The sequence below is a fragment of the Hymenobacter sp. genome, assembly GCF_036388155.1.
In the GTDB taxonomy this organism is placed as follows: Bacteria; Bacteroidota; Bacteroidia; order Cytophagales; family Hymenobacteraceae; genus Hymenobacter.
Genome location: NZ_DASVSI010000124.1, coordinates 1 through 14224 on the forward strand (window position 1 = coordinate 1; position 14224 = coordinate 14224).

Here is a 14224-nt window from a genome sequence, read left to right on the forward strand (position 1 = left end):
CTGCCACACGCGTGATTACTGCCACACGCGAAATGTCTCGGCTGCGCTCGACACGACGTTCTACTAAAAAAAAATTACTGAGGCGGCTGCTGAGGCTCTTGGCGCCCGCCTTTCTTGCGCTTTTTGCCGCTTTTGCCGCCAAAGCCATTGCCCCGACCTTCCCGGCCTTCGCGGTTGTCGCGGCGCTCCCGCTGTTGGGGCTGGGGCACAATGAACGGCGCTGTCCGCGCGGTGCCGCCCGGCATTTCAAACAGGTTCTCGCTGTCCACCGCGGCGGGGTCCAGCTTGAGCTGACCACCGGAGAGCTCGCCTAGATGACGCAGAATGGTCACGTCTTTGGCGTTTTCCTTGTTGTGCTGGCGGTACAAGAACTTCATAGTGCGGCCAATTTGCACGGTGGCTTGCTCGCGCTCGGCCTCGTCTTCAATGGCAATGGCCTTCGCAATCAGCGCTTCCACGGCGGCGCCGTACGCGCGCAGCTTGGGGCCTTGGCGGGGGTAGGGCACGCGGGTGGGCTTTTCGGTGCGCACGGTGAGGCTGCGCAGCGGCACCGGGGCTTCCAGGGTTACTTCTTCTCCCGCCATTGCGTGCAGGTGGTTCCACAGGCGGGTTTGCACTTCCGGCAACTCGCGCAACGCCGGTTGCAAGCGCAACATGAGTTGCACAATTTGCCCAGCTCGCTTGGTTCGTTCGGCTACGTCTTCAATTTGGGCCAGGCCCTGGATGAGCTGGTATGTGCTTTGCCCGTATTCGCGCACCAGCAGTTGCAGGTGGAAGGGCAGGGAGGTCAGGTCGGTCATAATAGTCAATAGGAAAGCCCGCGAGCAGGCTCGGGCCAAAGATAAGTCGGCAATGTGGTCGGTCGCCCTTTGTTTAAACGCGGCATTTGCACCCGTCATGTCGAGCGCAGCCGAGACATCTCGCTCGGGGCAGCAATCATCTGATTAGTGGCGGCACGCGAGACGCCTCGGCTGCGCTCGACATGACGGTAATATTCAATCTGAACACCTAGTGCACTCGCAGCTTGGCGAAACTCAGCAGCAGCACTTTCTCGCCCACTTCCTCAAACTGGATGGTGGCCTTGGTGGTGCCCTGCTGCGTTTCGAGCTGGCTCACCACGCCGAAGCCGAACTTGGCGTGCTCGACGCGCTGGCCGGTTTGCAGCTTGGAGGTGTCGGAGGGCGTGAAATCGGCCGGAGCCACGTATTTCGTGGCTTGCACCTTACGCGGTGCGGTCGGAATCAGATTGGAACGCCGCTCAAACACGTGCTGGAACGGCGACTCGCCCGTGCCCGGCCCAGCCGCGAACTTGAAGTTAACGTATTGCGGGTCAATTTCGTCCAAGAAGCGGCTTTTTTCGCAGCTGCGCAAGTTGCCCCACTGGTAGCGCGAGGTAGCGTAGCTCAGCGTCAGCTTCTTCTCGGCGCGCGTGATGGCCACGTAAAACAAGCGGCGCTCTTCCTCCAGGTCGGCTCGCGAAGTAATCATCATCTGGCTCGGGAAGAGGTTTTCCTCCATGCCTACGATGTACACGTTGCGGAACTCCAGGCCTTTGGCCGAGTGAATGGTCATCAGCGTCACGGCTTCGCCGTCCTGCTGGGCATCTTTCACGTCGGAATCGGTCACGAGGGCAATGTCCTGCAAAAACGCGCCCAGGGATTTGTCCTCGCGCTCGGGGTCATCGACGTACTCCTTGATGCCGTTGAGCAATTCCTGCATGTTCTCGTAGCGCGATAAGCCTTCGATGCTCTTGTCGGCATACAGTTCTTCCAGCATGCCCGAGTTCTTGGCGATGAACTTGGCCGCTTCGAAGGCGTCTTCCTGGGCCGCTACCACCATGTAGCTCTTAATTTTCTCGGCAAAGCCCACCACGGGGTTCGACACCCGCGCCGGCATGAACTGGTCGGCGTTGGCCACCACTTCCCACAGCGTGTGGTTGGCTTCGTCGGCCGTGGTGATGAGCTTGCTGATGGTGGTGTCGCCGATGCCGCGCTTGGGGTAATTAATCACCCGGCGCAAGGCCTGCTCGTCGTTCTGGTTCACCGTGAGACGCAGGTACGCCACCAAGTCCTTGATTTCCTTGCGCTGGTAAAACGACAGGCCCCCAACAATTTTGTACTTGATGTTCAGCTTCCGCAGGGCTTCCTCCATGGCGCGGCTTTGCGCGTTGGTGCGGTAGAGAATGGCAAAATTGTCATAAGACAGGTGGCCGTTCATCTTGTCCTCGAAGATGGAGGACGCCACCAGCTTGCCTTCTTCGTTGTCGGAAGCCGCTTTGATGACCTCAATCAGCGTGCCGTCTTCGTTCTCCGAGAACACGTCCTTGCGCAGCTGCGCTTGGTTGTTCTTAATCACCGAATTGGCCGCCCACACGATGTTTTTCGTGGAGCGGTAGTTCTGCTCCAGCTTGAAGACCTGCAGCTCGGGGTAGTCCTTCTCGAAGTTGAGAATGTTGGTGATGTCGGCGCCGCGGAAGGCGTAAATGCTTTGCGCGTCGTCGCCCACCACGCAAATATTCCGCTCTTTCGCCGCCAGCTTGCGCGTAATGAGGTACTGCGAGTAGTTGGTGTCCTGGTACTCGTCCACCATCACGTACCGGAACATGTTCTGGTACTTGTTCAGCACGTCCACGTGCTCTTTAAAGAGCACATTGGTGTTGAACAGCAGGTCGTCGAAATCCATGGCGCCCGCCTTGAAGCAGCGCTGCTGGTATTGCTGGTACAACACCCCGATTTTGGGCCGCAGCGCCGCCTCGTCGTCGGCCTTGATGGCGGCGTCGTTGAGGTACTGGTTCACCGAAATCAGCTTGTTTTTGGCTGCCGAAATGCGGCCCAGCACCAAGCTGGGCTTGTAGAGCTTGTCGTCCAGCTCCAGCTCCTTCACAATCTGCCCAATCAGGGTTTTGGAATCCTGGGTGTCGTAGATGGTGAAGCTGCGCGGAAAGCCAATCTTGTCGGCTTCCGAGCGCAGAATCTTCGCAAAAACGGAGTGGAAGGTGCCCATCCACAGGCTTCGAGCCGACGGCCCCACCACTTTTTCCACCCGCGCGCGCATTTCCTTGGCCGCTTTGTTGGTGAAGGTGAGGGCGAGAATGTTGTACGGGTCAACGCCTTTTTCCAGTAGGTTGGCAATGCGGTACGTCAGAACTCGGGTTTTGCCCGAGCCGGCCCCGGCGATAATCATGCACGGGCCTTCGATTTGCATCACGGCCGCGGCTTGCGAACCATTTAGGAGGGATAAATAATCTAGTGCCATTATCGAATTAAGCCGTCTTTTAGACGGTTCTGCAAAGATACGGCCCACCGGGTAGGGGGCCAGCCGAATTTCTGCCCCCGCCGCCGGGGCTACCTTTGTACAATGATTATTATTCAAGAAACGGTCATCTCCGACGACATTGCCGACAACTTTTTCGTCTGCAACCTCGAAGCCTGCAAAGGGGCTTGCTGCGTGGAAGGCGACCTCGGGGCCCCGCTCGAGGAGCCCGAGCTGAAGATTCTGGAGCAGGAATACGCCAACATCAAGCCTTTTCTGACCGATGCGGGCCGGGCCGCCATCGAAGCCCAAGGCCTATACATCAAAGACTGGGAAGGCGACTTCAGCACAACAACCATCGACGACAAGGAGTGCGCTTACGCGCTCTACGACGAGCGCGGCATCCTGAAATGCGGCATCGAGCAGGCATATTTGGCCGGCGCGACCACGTTCAAAAAGCCCATCAGCTGCCACCTGTATCCCATTCGCATCACCAAATACGACGGCTTCGACGCCCTCAACTACGACCGGTGGGGCATCTGCAACCCCGCCTGCGCCTTTGGTGGTTCCTTGGGGGTGAAGGTGTACCAGTTCCTCAAAGAACCCCTCGTGCGCAAATACGGCGAGGGATGGTACGGAGAATTGGTGCGGGAAATAGAGAACCCAACCCCTGCAAAAAAATAACGTCTGTCATCCTGAACGCAGTGAAGGACCTTATCACGCCAGAATATGTGGGCGTGATAAGGTCCTTCACTGCGTTCAGGATGACAGACGAGCAAAGCCTACGCTTCTTTCACCACAATCTTCTCGATTTCGTCGTTGGCTTGAATCTGGTCGATGACGTCGACGCCTTCTACCACTTTGCCAAATACGGTGTGCACGCGGTCGAGATGGGCCGTGTTGTCGCGCGAGTGCACGATGAAGAACTGCGAGCCGCCCGTGTTTTTGCCGGCGTGGGCCATGCTCAAAGCGCCGCGCTCGTGGTACTGGTGGTTGCCGCTGGTTTCGCAGTCGATTTTGTAGCCGGGGCCGCCGGTGCCGGCCATGCCTTTGGCGCCCTCGCGGGTGTTGGGGCAGCCGCCCTGAATAACGAAATTCGGGATGACGCGGTGAAACTTCAAGCCATCATAATAGCCTTTCTCGGCAAGGTCCAAGAAGTTTTTAACCGTCTTAGGAGCGTCTTGCTCGTAAAACTCAACCTTCATCGTGCCCTTCTTCGTGTGGATTTCGGCGGTTTTCATTAGTGTAAATTTGGTCGGATTAAACGGATTTTGCGATGCGCAGCTGCGCATTCACGGGGGCGAAGGTAACAAAATGATGGTCTTGGCTAAACATCCAACGGGTGTTCCTGCTTCGTAAGCTCAACCGCCACAGCGGCCTACTTCACACCTAACCATTTTTTTCACCACACCCTTCATGAAAAAGCACTTTGCCCCCTTGCTGACCGTTCTTGCCGCCACTTCGTTGGTACTCGCCAGCTGCGGCAGCGACAAGCCCGCCGACACCGAAACCACGGCCACCAGCACCGTTAACCCCGCCGACTCGGTGGCGGCAATGGCCGGCGACTCGGCCCGCATGGCAAAGCCCGAAGGCGTAATGGTAGACGGTGTGGCCATGACGGCCGACAAAGACATTGTGGACAACGCCGCGGGCGCCAAAAGCGTGAGCACCCTGGTGGCCGCCGTAAAGCAGGCCGGCTTGGTTGAAACCCTGAAAAGCGCAGGCCCCTTCACCGTGTTCGCGCCCACCAACGCTGCCTTCGACAAGCTGCCCAAGGGAGCAGTGGCCGGCCTGATGCAGCCCGAAAGCAAGGAGAAATTGGCCGGAGTCCTGAAATACCACGTCATCCCCGGTCGCTTGTTGGCCGCCGACCTGAAGGACGGCCAGGAACTGACGACTGCCAACGGCGAGAAGCTGAAAATCTCGGTGAAAGACGGCAAGGTGATGGTGAGCAACGGCAAAGACGCCCCCGCTACCGTGCAGATTGCTGATGTGATTTCGAGCAATGGCGTAACGCACGTAATCGACGGCGTGGTGTTGCCCTTGGCCAAGTAGCGCCAGCGGCTGCGTCTACCCGAGGAGGCGTCATTGTGAGCGCAGCGTGGCAATCTTTCCTCTCCTTGTGACTGGCCTTGTAATGTGACTAGCCCCGGCTCTGCTCTGAGTCGGGGCTTTTTCATGGGCGTGTCGCGCCTCAAGGTTGGTCGCGCGGAGGGGAGGGCTTGCCACGCTGCGCTCGCAATGACGCCTCCTTAGGTAGCGCTAAGCCATTGGGCTAATGCCGGTTGTCTTCGCCCGCCAGCATGCTCAGGTAGCTGTCGTAGCGAGGCAGCGCAATGCGGCCCTGGTCCACGGATTCGCGCACGGCGCAGCCGGGCTCGTGGGTGTGCTGGCAATTATGGTAGCGGCACTGATTGAGCAACGCGCGCATTTCCGGGAAGTAGCCGGCCAACTCGGCTGGCGGCATGTCTACCAATCCCAGCTCTTTGATACCCGGCGTATCGATAATGTATGTGCCGGCGCGTACTTCCAGCATTTCGGCGAACGTGGTAGTGTGTACTCCTTTGTCCGAAAACTCGCTGATTTCGGCGGTTTTCAAATCCAAGTCGGGCACCAGCGCATTAATGAGCGTGCTTTTGCCCACGCCCGAATGGCCCGCCAGCAGACTGACTTTGCCATCGAGCAAGTGGTCGATTTCGGCTACCCCTTCGCCCGTGGTGGCGGCGCAGGTGCGGCTGGGGTAGCCCAGGCTGGCGTACATCCCCGCGATTTCGGCTTGGTAGGCAAAGCCGTCCTCGTCGTACAAGTCCGTCTTATTGAAAAGTAGTGTGACTGGTATGTGGTACGCTTCGGCAGTGACCAAAAACCGGTCGATGAAGCCGAAGGACGTCGCGGGCGAAACCAGCGTGACCACCAGCAGCGCCTGGTCGAGGTTGGCCGCTACGATGTGCACGTGGCCGGTTTTGTGCACCGAGCGGCGCACGATGTAGTTGCGGCGGGGCACAATGTGGGAGATAACTGCGGCCCCTTCGGCCTGCGCCTCCACGGCAAATTCCACGTGGTCGCCTACTGCCAGCGGATTGCTCGCTTTCAAGCCCTTTATCTTGAATTTGCCCCGCAGGCGGCACCGGTAGAGCTGCCCCGTAGTGCCGCGCACCACATACCACGAGCCTGTAGATTTGACCACAGTGCCCTGCAAGAGTTCACCGGAAACGAAAGGCGGAGAGGAAGTTGGCGTCATGCGAGGGTGGGCGCGGGGAGCGCGGCCATGATGGTGCGGGTGGCGCCGGCCTGGCCGTGCACATAGTCCAGGACGGTGTCTTGGAGCCGCAGGCGGGCGGCGTCGTCATGCCACAGGTAGGAGAAAGCCCGGTCCATTTCGGCGGCATTGTGCACGGGGAAGGCGCACTTAAGCGCGACCAGTTCCACCGCCTCCTGAAATTTGGTGTACGTAGGACCGAAGAACAGCGGGAGTCCAAAAGCCGCGGCTTCCAGCGTGTTGTGCAGCCCTTTCCCAAAAGCCCCCCCGATGTAGGCGTAATGGCCAAATCGGTACAATTGGCTCAGCAGCCCCACGTTGTCAAACAGCAGTACGCGAGCCTGCGCAACGGAAGCGGCATCTGCCGCGGAATAGCGTTGTACCTGCCCCGGGAGTGCCGTTTCCACGAGACGCAGGTTCGTTTCCGTGACTTCGTGGGGGGCCACCAACACGCGCAACTTGCCGTGGTAGCGCTTGAGCAAGGGCAGGAGCACGGGCAGGTCCTCGGGCCAGCTGCTGCCCACCACCAGCACCGGCGCTCCATCGGCCACAAAGGCATCGACCAGGGGCAGGTTTCGGGGTGGGGCCGCGGCCGTTGCCACCACGGTGTCGAAGCGGGTGTCGCCGGCCACGCTCACCTTCGTGAGCCCGGCACTCCGCAGGAGAGCGGCGGATGATTCGTTCTGCGTGAATATGTGCGAAAAACGAGACAGAATTTGTCGGAAGAAACCGCCCCAGGGTTTGAAAAACACCTGGTCGGGCCGGAAAATGGCCGACACCACCACGGCCGGAATGCCCCGCCGACGGGCTTCGGTCAGGAAATGATACCAGAATTCGTACTTCACAAATACGACCAGCTGCGGCTGCACGGCCTCGAGAAAGGCGCGGGCGTTGCGGCGAGTGTCCAGCGGCAGGTAAAAGATGTAGTCGGCCCCGGGCCAGTTCTGGCGGATTTCGTAGCCGGAAGGCGAGAAAAACGTGAGCACCAGCTTGGTGCCGGGGTGGGCTTGGCGGTAAGCTTCCAGCAGCGGCCGGCCTTGCTCAAACTCGCCCAGCGACGCGCAATGGAACCACACCCGCGGCGCCGGGTCGGCCCCGACGGTGCTGGCAATGTGGTGTAGCAGGCCACGCCGGCCCGCCACCCACGCGGCCGCTTTGGGCACAAAGGGCGCAGCCAGGCGCAGCAGCAGGCCGTAGAGGCCAAGGGCAATATCGTAGAGGAAAAGCAAGGTCCAAAATTACACAATGCGGGCCCATTGTGCGCTCTGGGTTGGCTTTATGACTTGCTTGCGGGCTCCCAGTCGACGGGGCACACCTCGCCGTGCTTCTCGTAATGCTGCAACGCATCCACGATGCGCAGGGCCTCGTTCAGGTGCCGGCCCAGGGGCCGGTCGTTCACCAATTGGTGGCGCACGATGCCGTCGCGGTCGATGAGAAAGAGGCCACGATACGCCACCGGCGAGCCCGTGAAGGTCATTTCTCCTTGGTCGCTGTAGTCGTAGTAGCCTCCGAGCACGTCGTAATTTGACGAGATGGTTTTAGTGGCATCAGACACCAGCGGGTACTTCACGCCGAAAATGCCGCCGCGCTCACGGGGCTGCAGTTGCCAGGCCAAGTGCGACTGGTGCGAGTCGGTGGAGCAGCCCACCACGGCCACCCCGCGTTTCTCAAACTCATCGAGCCGGTCTTGGAAAGCCAGGATTTCAGTGGGGCATACCTGGCCAAAGTCAGCAGGGTAGAAGAAGAACATCACGTATTTCTTGCCCAAGTAGCGGTCCAGAGAAAATTCTTCTTCGAAGGTGCCGTCAATGACGGCCGTGGCTTTAAAGGAAGGGGCGCGCTTGCCCACGAGAACTGACATGTTGTTGGGTGATGAGGTGAGATAGGAATGAAGTGAGGCAGTGAGAAGGAAATGGGTAGCGAGGCGTTGGTTACGCAAAAAAGCTTCGAGCAACCGAATTCAGGGTTTTTACCCCATCACCTTCTCGTCCCATCGCCTACTTCCCCGTAAACTCGGGCTTGCGCTTTTCGACGAAAGCCGCCATTCCTTCCTTCTGGTCTTCGGAAGCGAAGGTGAGGTAGAAGTTCTTGCGCTCAAAGTGCAAGCCCTCGTCCAAATGCGTTTCGAACGCTCGGTTTACCGACTCTTTGGCCAGGCGCGCGGCCACCGGCGACATGGCCGCAATGCTGGCCGCCAGCCGGTACGCTTCCTCCAGGAATTGCCCCACCGGCACCACGCGGTTCACCAGCCCCACGCGGTGCGCTTCCTGGGCCGAGATGAACTCGCCGGTGAGCACCATTTCCATGGCTTTGGCCTTGCCCACAGCGCGCGTGAGGCGCTGCGTGCCGCCCGCGCCCGGCATGGTGCCGATACGGATTTCGGGTTGCCCGAACTGTGCCGTTTCCGAGGCCACCAGCATGTCGCAGGTCATGGCCAGCTCGCAGCCACCGCCCAGCGCAAACCCCGACACGGCCCCAATCAGCGGCTTGCGGAACTTGCGAATCTGGTCCCAGGTGCTGAACTGGTCGGTGATGAGCATGTCGATGGCCGTCTTGCCCGCCATCTGCTTGATGTCGGCGCCAGCGGCAAAGGCCCGCTCGTTGCCGGTGATGATGACCACGCGCACGGCGGCGTCTTCGTCCAGGGCCTTGAGCGCGTCGCGGATTTCCTGCATCAGCTGCAGATTCAGCGCGTTGAGCTCTTTGGGCCGGTTGAGCTGAATCAGGGCGACGCCAGGGCGGGATTGTGGGGTAACGAGAATGAATTCCATGGGAGTGGATGGAGTTTGTTTTGTCTTAATGAACGTCCTGCTTATCGGCGTCCGCGCAGCCGAATCCTCTGTGTTGCGCGACTAAACCAGACAAGTGAATTGCTCTCGCAGGAGAGATGCTGCGACAAGCTCAGCAGGACCGTTAGGCGGTGCACACGAATTGAAAGGTATTCCGGGTGCGCTGCTCCAGCAGTAAGTGTTTGCCCACGGTGAGCTGCGCCAGGCTGGCCGGCGTGTAATTCTTGATGGTGAAAAGGGTCAGGCCGGTGTTGTAGTGCAGCGTGAACTGCTCGCGCAGTAAATCCAGCAGCAGATTGACGCGGCGTTCTGAAAAATCAGTGCACACCGAAAAACTAATGGCCGAATTCTGCATCACGTTAATTTTAAGCTTGGCCTGAGCCAGCGCCCCAAAAATCACCTCCAGGTTTTCCTCGGAAACAAAAGCGAAATCTTTGCTTGAAAAGGAGAGGAGGCACTGGTCGGTTTTGCGGATGTAGGCCGGGGCCAGCGTGGGGTGTTGGCAGTCGTGAATGAGCGTGCCGGGCGCTTCCGGGTCCAGAAAAGACTTAACCCGCAGCGGAATGCCGCGGTCGGCCAGCGGCTTCAGCGTCTTAGGATGAATAACGGACGCTCCATAGTAGGCCATTTCAATGGTTTCGCGGTAGCTGATTTCGGAGTAGCGCACCGTGTCGGGGAATATCTTGGGGTCGGCGTTGAGCAAGCCTGGCACGTCCTTCCAAATGGTCACGCTCTCAGCTCGCAGGCAATAGGCAAGGATGGCGGCCGTGTAGTCGGAGCCCTCGCGGCCGAGGGTGGTGGTGCGGCCATCTGAGGCTTGCCCGATAAAACCTTGGGTCACCACAGGCACCTGCGCCATCGGCGGGCCACCTTTTGTGCGCAACATACCCCACAGGGCAGCTTCGGTGTCGGCCCAATTCACGCGGGCCTCGCGCCACGTCTGGTCAGTTCGAATCAGCCCCCGAGAATCCTGCCAGTTTGTCCCCAAAGCCCAGGCAACGATGCGCGACGAGAGGAGTTCTCCATAACTCACTACTTGGTCATATTGCTGGTCGTAGTCGGCAGGGGCGAGTTGAATTTGCCGCAAATGCTGCCGAAGCTCGTCCAAGTATTCATTCAGGACAATGTCAACTTCCCACGCTTCCAATAGAGCACCAGCCACTGTGCGGTGGAATTCTTCCAGCTCGCCGAGCTTTAATCTGTATTCCTCGCCCCGATACGCCAAGTCATAAATCTCCTCCAGCGCATTAGTTGTTTTGCCCATTGCCGACACCACAATTAGAAGCGGCCCTTGGTGCATCTGCACAATCTTCTGAAGGTTTAAAATAGCGGCTGCATCTTTTACCGACGCTCCACCAAACTTGTATACCTGCAAATTTTCCATGGCCGGCAAAGGTAGGAGCGGCGGGAATCTTTGTCAGAACTGTAGGGCAAGCCGTCCGCTTCTTGCGAATAACCCGCGTGAAAACGGGTCGTCAAGCCACGGCGGAGGTTAAAAAAGGGCAATTTCCTACACCAAATGTTGCCCCCGGGCGAGTAGCTTTGTTGCCCGTTCCCGCCATCCCTATTTGCTAGCCTTATTATGGACCACAACAAATTGGCCCTGCCCGTCGGCACTACCCTCGACCGCTTCATCATGCGCAAGCAGGAAGATTTTCCCTACGCCACGGGAGAATTGTCGCAGTTGCTGCGCGACATTGCCCTTGCTGCCAAGATTGTAAACCGCGAAATCAACCGTTCGGGCCTCATCGACATTGCCGGCGCCTACGGCAACCGCAACGTGCAGGGCGAAGACCAGCAGAAGCTCGACGTCATTGCCAACATCCGTTTCATCCGGGCCTTGCGCAACGGGGGCGAGGTCTGCACCATCATTTCCGAGGAAGACGACGAGATGATTCAGACGGGCAACAAACAGGGCAAATACGTGGTGGCCATCGACCCGCTCGACGGCTCGTCGAACATCGACGTGAACGTGAGCATCGGCACCATCTTCAGCATTTACCGGCGCGTGTCGCCCACGGGCCGCGAAGGAACCGCCGCCGACTGCCTGCAGCCCGGCACTCACCAAGTGGCGGCCGGCTACGTCATCTACGGCTCCAGTACCATGATGGTGTACACCACCGGCAACGGCGTCAACGGCTTCACCTACGAGCATTCCTTGGGCGAATTCTTTCTTTCGCACCCCGACATCCAAACGCCCAAAACCGGCGCCATCTACTCCATCAACGAGGGCAGCTCCGACTCCTTCTCGCCCGGGGTGGCTGCTTTTGTAAAGCAGTGCAAAGACAGCAACTTCTCGGCCCGCTACATCGGCTCGTTGGTGGCCGACTTCCACCGCAACCTACTCAAAGGCGGCATTTACATTTACCCCGCCACGGCCAAGAGCCCGGAAGGCAAGCTGCGCCTCATGTACGAATGCAACCCGCTGGCATTCATCGTGGAGCAAGCCGGCGGCAAAAGCTCCAACGGCCAGCAGCGCACCATGGAAATTGAGCCCAAAACACCCCACGAGCGTTGCCCGGTGTTCATCGGCAGCAAAGAGCTGGTGGAAATGGCCGAGGCTAGCCTGGCCCAAGAGCAAGCTCCCACCAAAGAAGTCAAAGCCAAAGCAGCGGCCGCTAAATAAACGTTGCTGCCCAGGCACAAAAAAGCCGCTTCCGTACTTGGGAGCGGCTTTTTTGTGCCTGGGCAGGGCGGTTACTCGGCCTTCTTGCGGCTTTTCTTGGCGGAAGCCGCGGCTTCCGGGTTGCCTTCGGCCTCGGGGGCTTCGTCGGTGGCAGCTATCACGCCGCCGGTGCTCAGCGGCTCGTCGGCAGCCGGCTCAGTGGTGGCTTTGGCCGACTTGCGCTTGGCCTTCGGAGCCTCTTCTTCGCTGCCGGCCTCCTCGGAAGGGGCTTCCGCGGCGGCAGGGGCAGCCGCCTCCTGGTAGGGACGGAACTTGCTCACGATGCCGTACCAGCTGGCCAGCTTCTTAATGTCGGAGAGGTACACCCGGTCGCGGTCGTAGTCGGGAATAACGCCGGCCAGAAACTCGGTCAGCTCGCCTTCGCTCGACTTCGGCGTAACCGGCGAAGCAGCGCCGTGCTTTTGGTAGATGCGCTCAAACACTTCCGTCAGCGGCACGGTCTCCTCGGGGTCTTGGGTGTAAATGGAGATTTCCGACAGCAACGATACTTTGTTGCGAGCGGGGGCCAAGGTGCGAGTGGCTTTTTCATCCAGGCTTTCCACCAGCACGCCGTGGCGCGCGGCGCGCACCAGGCGGTACAGGCCGGGCATGCCGCTGATAGCGGCCAACTCTTGCAATTCGTAAGGCATCTTGTAAAAATAAAAATGAAGAATGAGAACGAAGAATGAGGAATGAAAAGCTGGGTTGCCCCAATTTCTCATTCCTCATTCTTCGTTCTTCATTCAAAAGTACGCTATTGTCCGCCTTCGGTGGCGTTCGAGCCCGTTGCGCCCAGCTTGAACACGATGGGCAGGCTGGTCAGAATTGGGTACTCGGGCTTCTTGAATTTCAGCAGCCGCACCACGCGCAGGGCTTCTTCGCCGGTGCCGCCGCCCACCTGCTTCACCAGCTTCACCCCGGACATGGTGCCATCGGGGTTTAGCGTGAAGCTCACAATGCACTGGCCCTGAATGCGGTTGCGCTTGGCCAGCAGCGGGTACTTCAACTCGCTGGCGATGAAGGCGTACATGGCCTCTTGGCCACCTTCGTAATATTCAGCCACCGGAATGACCTTGCCGGCCGAACCGATGCCCGTGCCTTTGGTGGCCTGGGTGGGGGCAGCGGGAGCGGTGTTGGGGGCGGTTTGGGCCGCGGCGGGGGCCGCGGCAGCCAGCAGCAAGCCCAGGGCCAGCTGCGAGGAAAGTAATTTGGTCATGCGTAGGAAAATGGGGCGGGGAAAGGGGAATAATGAATAAGGGCCCAACGTGGACTGGCCCGCAGATGGCAATTTAAGGGCCAATTTACGCACCGGTCGTGGCATCGGGCACCCACTGTTGGTTGATGTCGTCGATGAAGGCGAGCACCTCTTCGCGCCCCAGGCCGGTTTCGGCCGACGTTTGGAAATAGCGGGGCAGCTCGTCCCAGGTTTCGCTCATCTTCTGTAAATAAGCAGTCAGCAACGCCTTGGTTTGCGCCGTCGACTGCTTGTCGGTCTTCGTAAAAATCATGACGAAAGGAATGCCCTCCTCGCCGAGTTTTTCCATGAATTCCAAGTCAGCTGCTTGGGGCGAATGGCGCGAATCAATGAGCACGCACACACACAGCAAATTGGGGCGGTGACGCAAATAGTAGTTAATCATCTTGGCCCATTCGGCGCGCGACGTTTTGCTGACTTTGGCGTAGCCATAACCTGGCAAATCGACCAAGTACCACGCATCGTTTATAACGAAATGATTAATTAATTGAGTCTTGCCGGGCGATGCCGAAGTCTTGGCCAACCCGTTGCGTCCCGTTAGCATATTAATAAGAGAGGATTTGCCCACGTTGGAACGACCAATAAAGGCGTATTCGGGCATAGTGGGGGCAGGGCAAAGCTCAGCGCGGGAATTACTGGTCAGAAAGCGGGCATCACGAATAATCATCGACAAGCAGGAAATGGTAAAAAAGAACGGAGCGCAAAATTACGTCCGAAACCCGGCGGGCATCCGCCAACTAAAAACGCCCCGGAGGATTGCTATTTCACAGGTGCGTCTATATTTGCGCGGTCTGCACTGAAGTTGGATGGGCGCGAACTGACGTACTAGTGGGCTGCAAACCGGCTAAAAAGTTCCTTTAAACCGCACTTGTAAGCAAAAAACCTATCTTTGCCCGAAATCAGTAATTAACACGACACTATTAATTAGGCGAGTTGCTGCTGTTTGCTACGGTTACCTTCTGCGCTAATGGGCATTAACGGGCATTAACGGGCATTAACGGGCA

At 58.7% G+C, this 14224-nt stretch carries 14 protein-coding genes; 3 read left to right on the top strand and 11 right to left on the bottom strand.

Features of this window, described 5'->3' with window-relative positions; genetic code table 11:
• Positions 1–74 precede the first annotated feature (74 nt).
• Entirely contained in the window at positions 75–800 is a 726-nt protein-coding gene (locus tag VF629_RS17105; RefSeq protein ID WP_331059708.1) for a DUF4290 domain-containing protein, read from the bottom strand.
• Between the two features lie 208 nt (positions 801–1008).
• The gene (locus VF629_RS17110; RefSeq protein ID WP_331059709.1) at positions 1009–3255 is read right to left on the bottom strand and encodes an ATP-dependent helicase; all 2247 of its coding nucleotides are present in this window, start codon (positions 3253–3255) and stop codon (positions 1009–1011) included.
• A 102-nt stretch (positions 3256–3357) separates the two neighbouring features.
• Between VF629_RS17110 and VF629_RS17115 the strand changes: the two genes are divergently transcribed.
• Positions 3358–3936 (top strand): DUF3109 family protein, encoded by a 579-nt coding sequence (locus VF629_RS17115; RefSeq protein WP_331059710.1) that lies wholly within the window; start codon positions 3358–3360, stop codon positions 3934–3936.
• A 98-nt stretch (positions 3937–4034) separates the two neighbouring features.
• Here the strand turns inward: VF629_RS17115 and VF629_RS17120 are convergent, their stop codons facing one another.
• A complete protein-coding gene (locus VF629_RS17120; RefSeq protein ID WP_331059711.1) occupies positions 4035–4493 on the bottom strand; it encodes a peptidylprolyl isomerase in 459 nt (152 codons plus the stop codon).
• A 175-nt stretch (positions 4494–4668) separates the two neighbouring features.
• Here VF629_RS17120 and VF629_RS17125 point away from each other — a divergent pair, with 175 nt between their 5' ends.
• The gene (locus tag VF629_RS17125) at positions 4669–5307 is read left to right on the top strand and encodes a fasciclin domain-containing protein (protein ID WP_331059712.1); all 639 of its coding nucleotides are present in this window, start codon (positions 4669–4671) and stop codon (positions 5305–5307) included.
• 220 nt (positions 5308–5527) lie between these two features.
• Here VF629_RS17125 and rsgA read toward each other — a convergent pair whose 3' ends face one another.
• The 5 genes from rsgA to VF629_RS17150 all read right to left on the bottom strand — a co-directional run bounded on the left by rsgA (position 5528) and on the right by VF629_RS17150 (position 10684).
• Positions 5528–6493 carry a ribosome small subunit-dependent GTPase A gene (gene rsgA, locus VF629_RS17130; protein WP_331059713.1) on the bottom strand — a complete coding sequence of 322 codons (966 nt, stop codon included), beginning with the start codon at positions 6491–6493 and terminating at the stop codon, positions 5528–5530.
• Entirely contained in the window at positions 6490–7740 is a 1251-nt protein-coding gene (locus tag VF629_RS17135; protein ID WP_331059714.1) for a 3-deoxy-D-manno-octulosonic acid transferase, read from the bottom strand. The genes rsgA and VF629_RS17135 overlap by 4 nt, the downstream gene beginning before the upstream one ends.
• Before the next feature lie 47 nt (positions 7741–7787).
• Entirely contained in the window at positions 7788–8372 is a 585-nt protein-coding gene (locus VF629_RS17140; RefSeq protein WP_331059715.1) for a peroxiredoxin, read from the bottom strand.
• Positions 8373–8508: 136 nt separating this feature from the next.
• A complete protein-coding gene (locus tag VF629_RS17145; RefSeq protein WP_331059716.1) occupies positions 8509–9282 on the bottom strand; it encodes an enoyl-CoA hydratase-related protein in 774 nt (257 codons plus the stop codon).
• Positions 9283–9424: 142 nt separating this feature from the next.
• Positions 9425–10684: an aspartate kinase gene (locus VF629_RS17150; protein ID WP_331059717.1), complete on the bottom strand. Its 1260-nt coding sequence runs from the start codon at positions 10682–10684 to the stop codon at positions 9425–9427.
• A 198-nt stretch (positions 10685–10882) separates the two neighbouring features.
• Here VF629_RS17150 and fbp point away from each other — a divergent pair, with 198 nt between their 5' ends.
• A complete protein-coding gene (gene fbp, locus VF629_RS17155; RefSeq protein WP_331059718.1) occupies positions 10883–11926 on the top strand; it encodes a class 1 fructose-bisphosphatase in 1044 nt (347 codons plus the stop codon).
• Between the two features lie 71 nt (positions 11927–11997).
• On the opposite strand, the gene VF629_RS17160 is transcribed toward fbp, so the two are convergent.
• From VF629_RS17160 to yihA, 3 genes are all read right to left on the bottom strand, one after another.
• A complete protein-coding gene (locus tag VF629_RS17160) occupies positions 11998–12615 on the bottom strand; it encodes a DUF5606 domain-containing protein (RefSeq protein WP_331059719.1) in 618 nt (205 codons plus the stop codon).
• 104 nt (positions 12616–12719) lie between these two features.
• Positions 12720–13181: an energy transducer TonB gene (locus VF629_RS17165; RefSeq protein WP_331059720.1), complete on the bottom strand. Its 462-nt coding sequence runs from the start codon at positions 13179–13181 to the stop codon at positions 12720–12722.
• A gap of 85 nt (positions 13182–13266) precedes the next feature.
• The gene (gene yihA, locus VF629_RS17170) at positions 13267–13887 is read right to left on the bottom strand and encodes a ribosome biogenesis GTP-binding protein YihA/YsxC (RefSeq protein ID WP_331059721.1); all 621 of its coding nucleotides are present in this window, start codon (positions 13885–13887) and stop codon (positions 13267–13269) included.
• Between the last annotated feature and the right edge of the window lie 337 nt (positions 13888–14224).

Bases quoted from the DNA above. Each gene is read 5' to 3' on its own strand.
- VF629_RS17145 (WP_331059716.1), bottom strand. From the start codon at position 9,282: ATGGAATTCATTCTCGTTACCCCACAATCCCGCCCTGGCGTCGCCCTG.
- VF629_RS17115 (WP_331059710.1), top strand. From the start codon at position 3,358: ATGATTATTATTCAAGAAACGGTCATCTCCGACGACATTGCCGACAAC.
- VF629_RS17140 (WP_331059715.1), bottom strand. From the start codon at position 8,372: ATGTCAGTTCTCGTGGGCAAGCGCGCCCCTTCCTTTAAAGCCACGGCC.
- VF629_RS17160 (WP_331059719.1), bottom strand. From the start codon at position 12,615: ATGCCTTACGAATTGCAAGAGTTGGCCGCTATCAGCGGCATGCCCGGC.
- VF629_RS17165 (WP_331059720.1), bottom strand. From the start codon at position 13,181: ATGACCAAATTACTTTCCTCGCAGCTGGCCCTGGGCTTGCTGCTGGCT.
- VF629_RS17125 (WP_331059712.1), top strand. From the start codon at position 4,669: ATGAAAAAGCACTTTGCCCCCTTGCTGACCGTTCTTGCCGCCACTTCG.
- VF629_RS17105 (WP_331059708.1), bottom strand. From the start codon at position 800: ATGACCGACCTGACCTCCCTGCCCTTCCACCTGCAACTGCTGGTGCGC.
- rsgA (WP_331059713.1), bottom strand. From the start codon at position 6,493: ATGACGCCAACTTCCTCTCCGCCTTTCGTTTCCGGTGAACTCTTGCAG.
- VF629_RS17150 (WP_331059717.1), bottom strand. From the start codon at position 10,684: ATGGAAAATTTGCAGGTATACAAGTTTGGTGGAGCGTCGGTAAAAGAT.
- VF629_RS17110 (WP_331059709.1), bottom strand. From the start codon at position 3,255: ATGGCACTAGATTATTTATCCCTCCTAAATGGTTCGCAAGCCGCGGCC.
- yihA (WP_331059721.1), bottom strand. From the start codon at position 13,887: ATGATTATTCGTGATGCCCGCTTTCTGACCAGTAATTCCCGCGCTGAG.
- fbp (WP_331059718.1), top strand. From the start codon at position 10,883: ATGGACCACAACAAATTGGCCCTGCCCGTCGGCACTACCCTCGACCGC.
- VF629_RS17120 (WP_331059711.1), bottom strand. From the start codon at position 4,493: ATGAAAACCGCCGAAATCCACACGAAGAAGGGCACGATGAAGGTTGAG.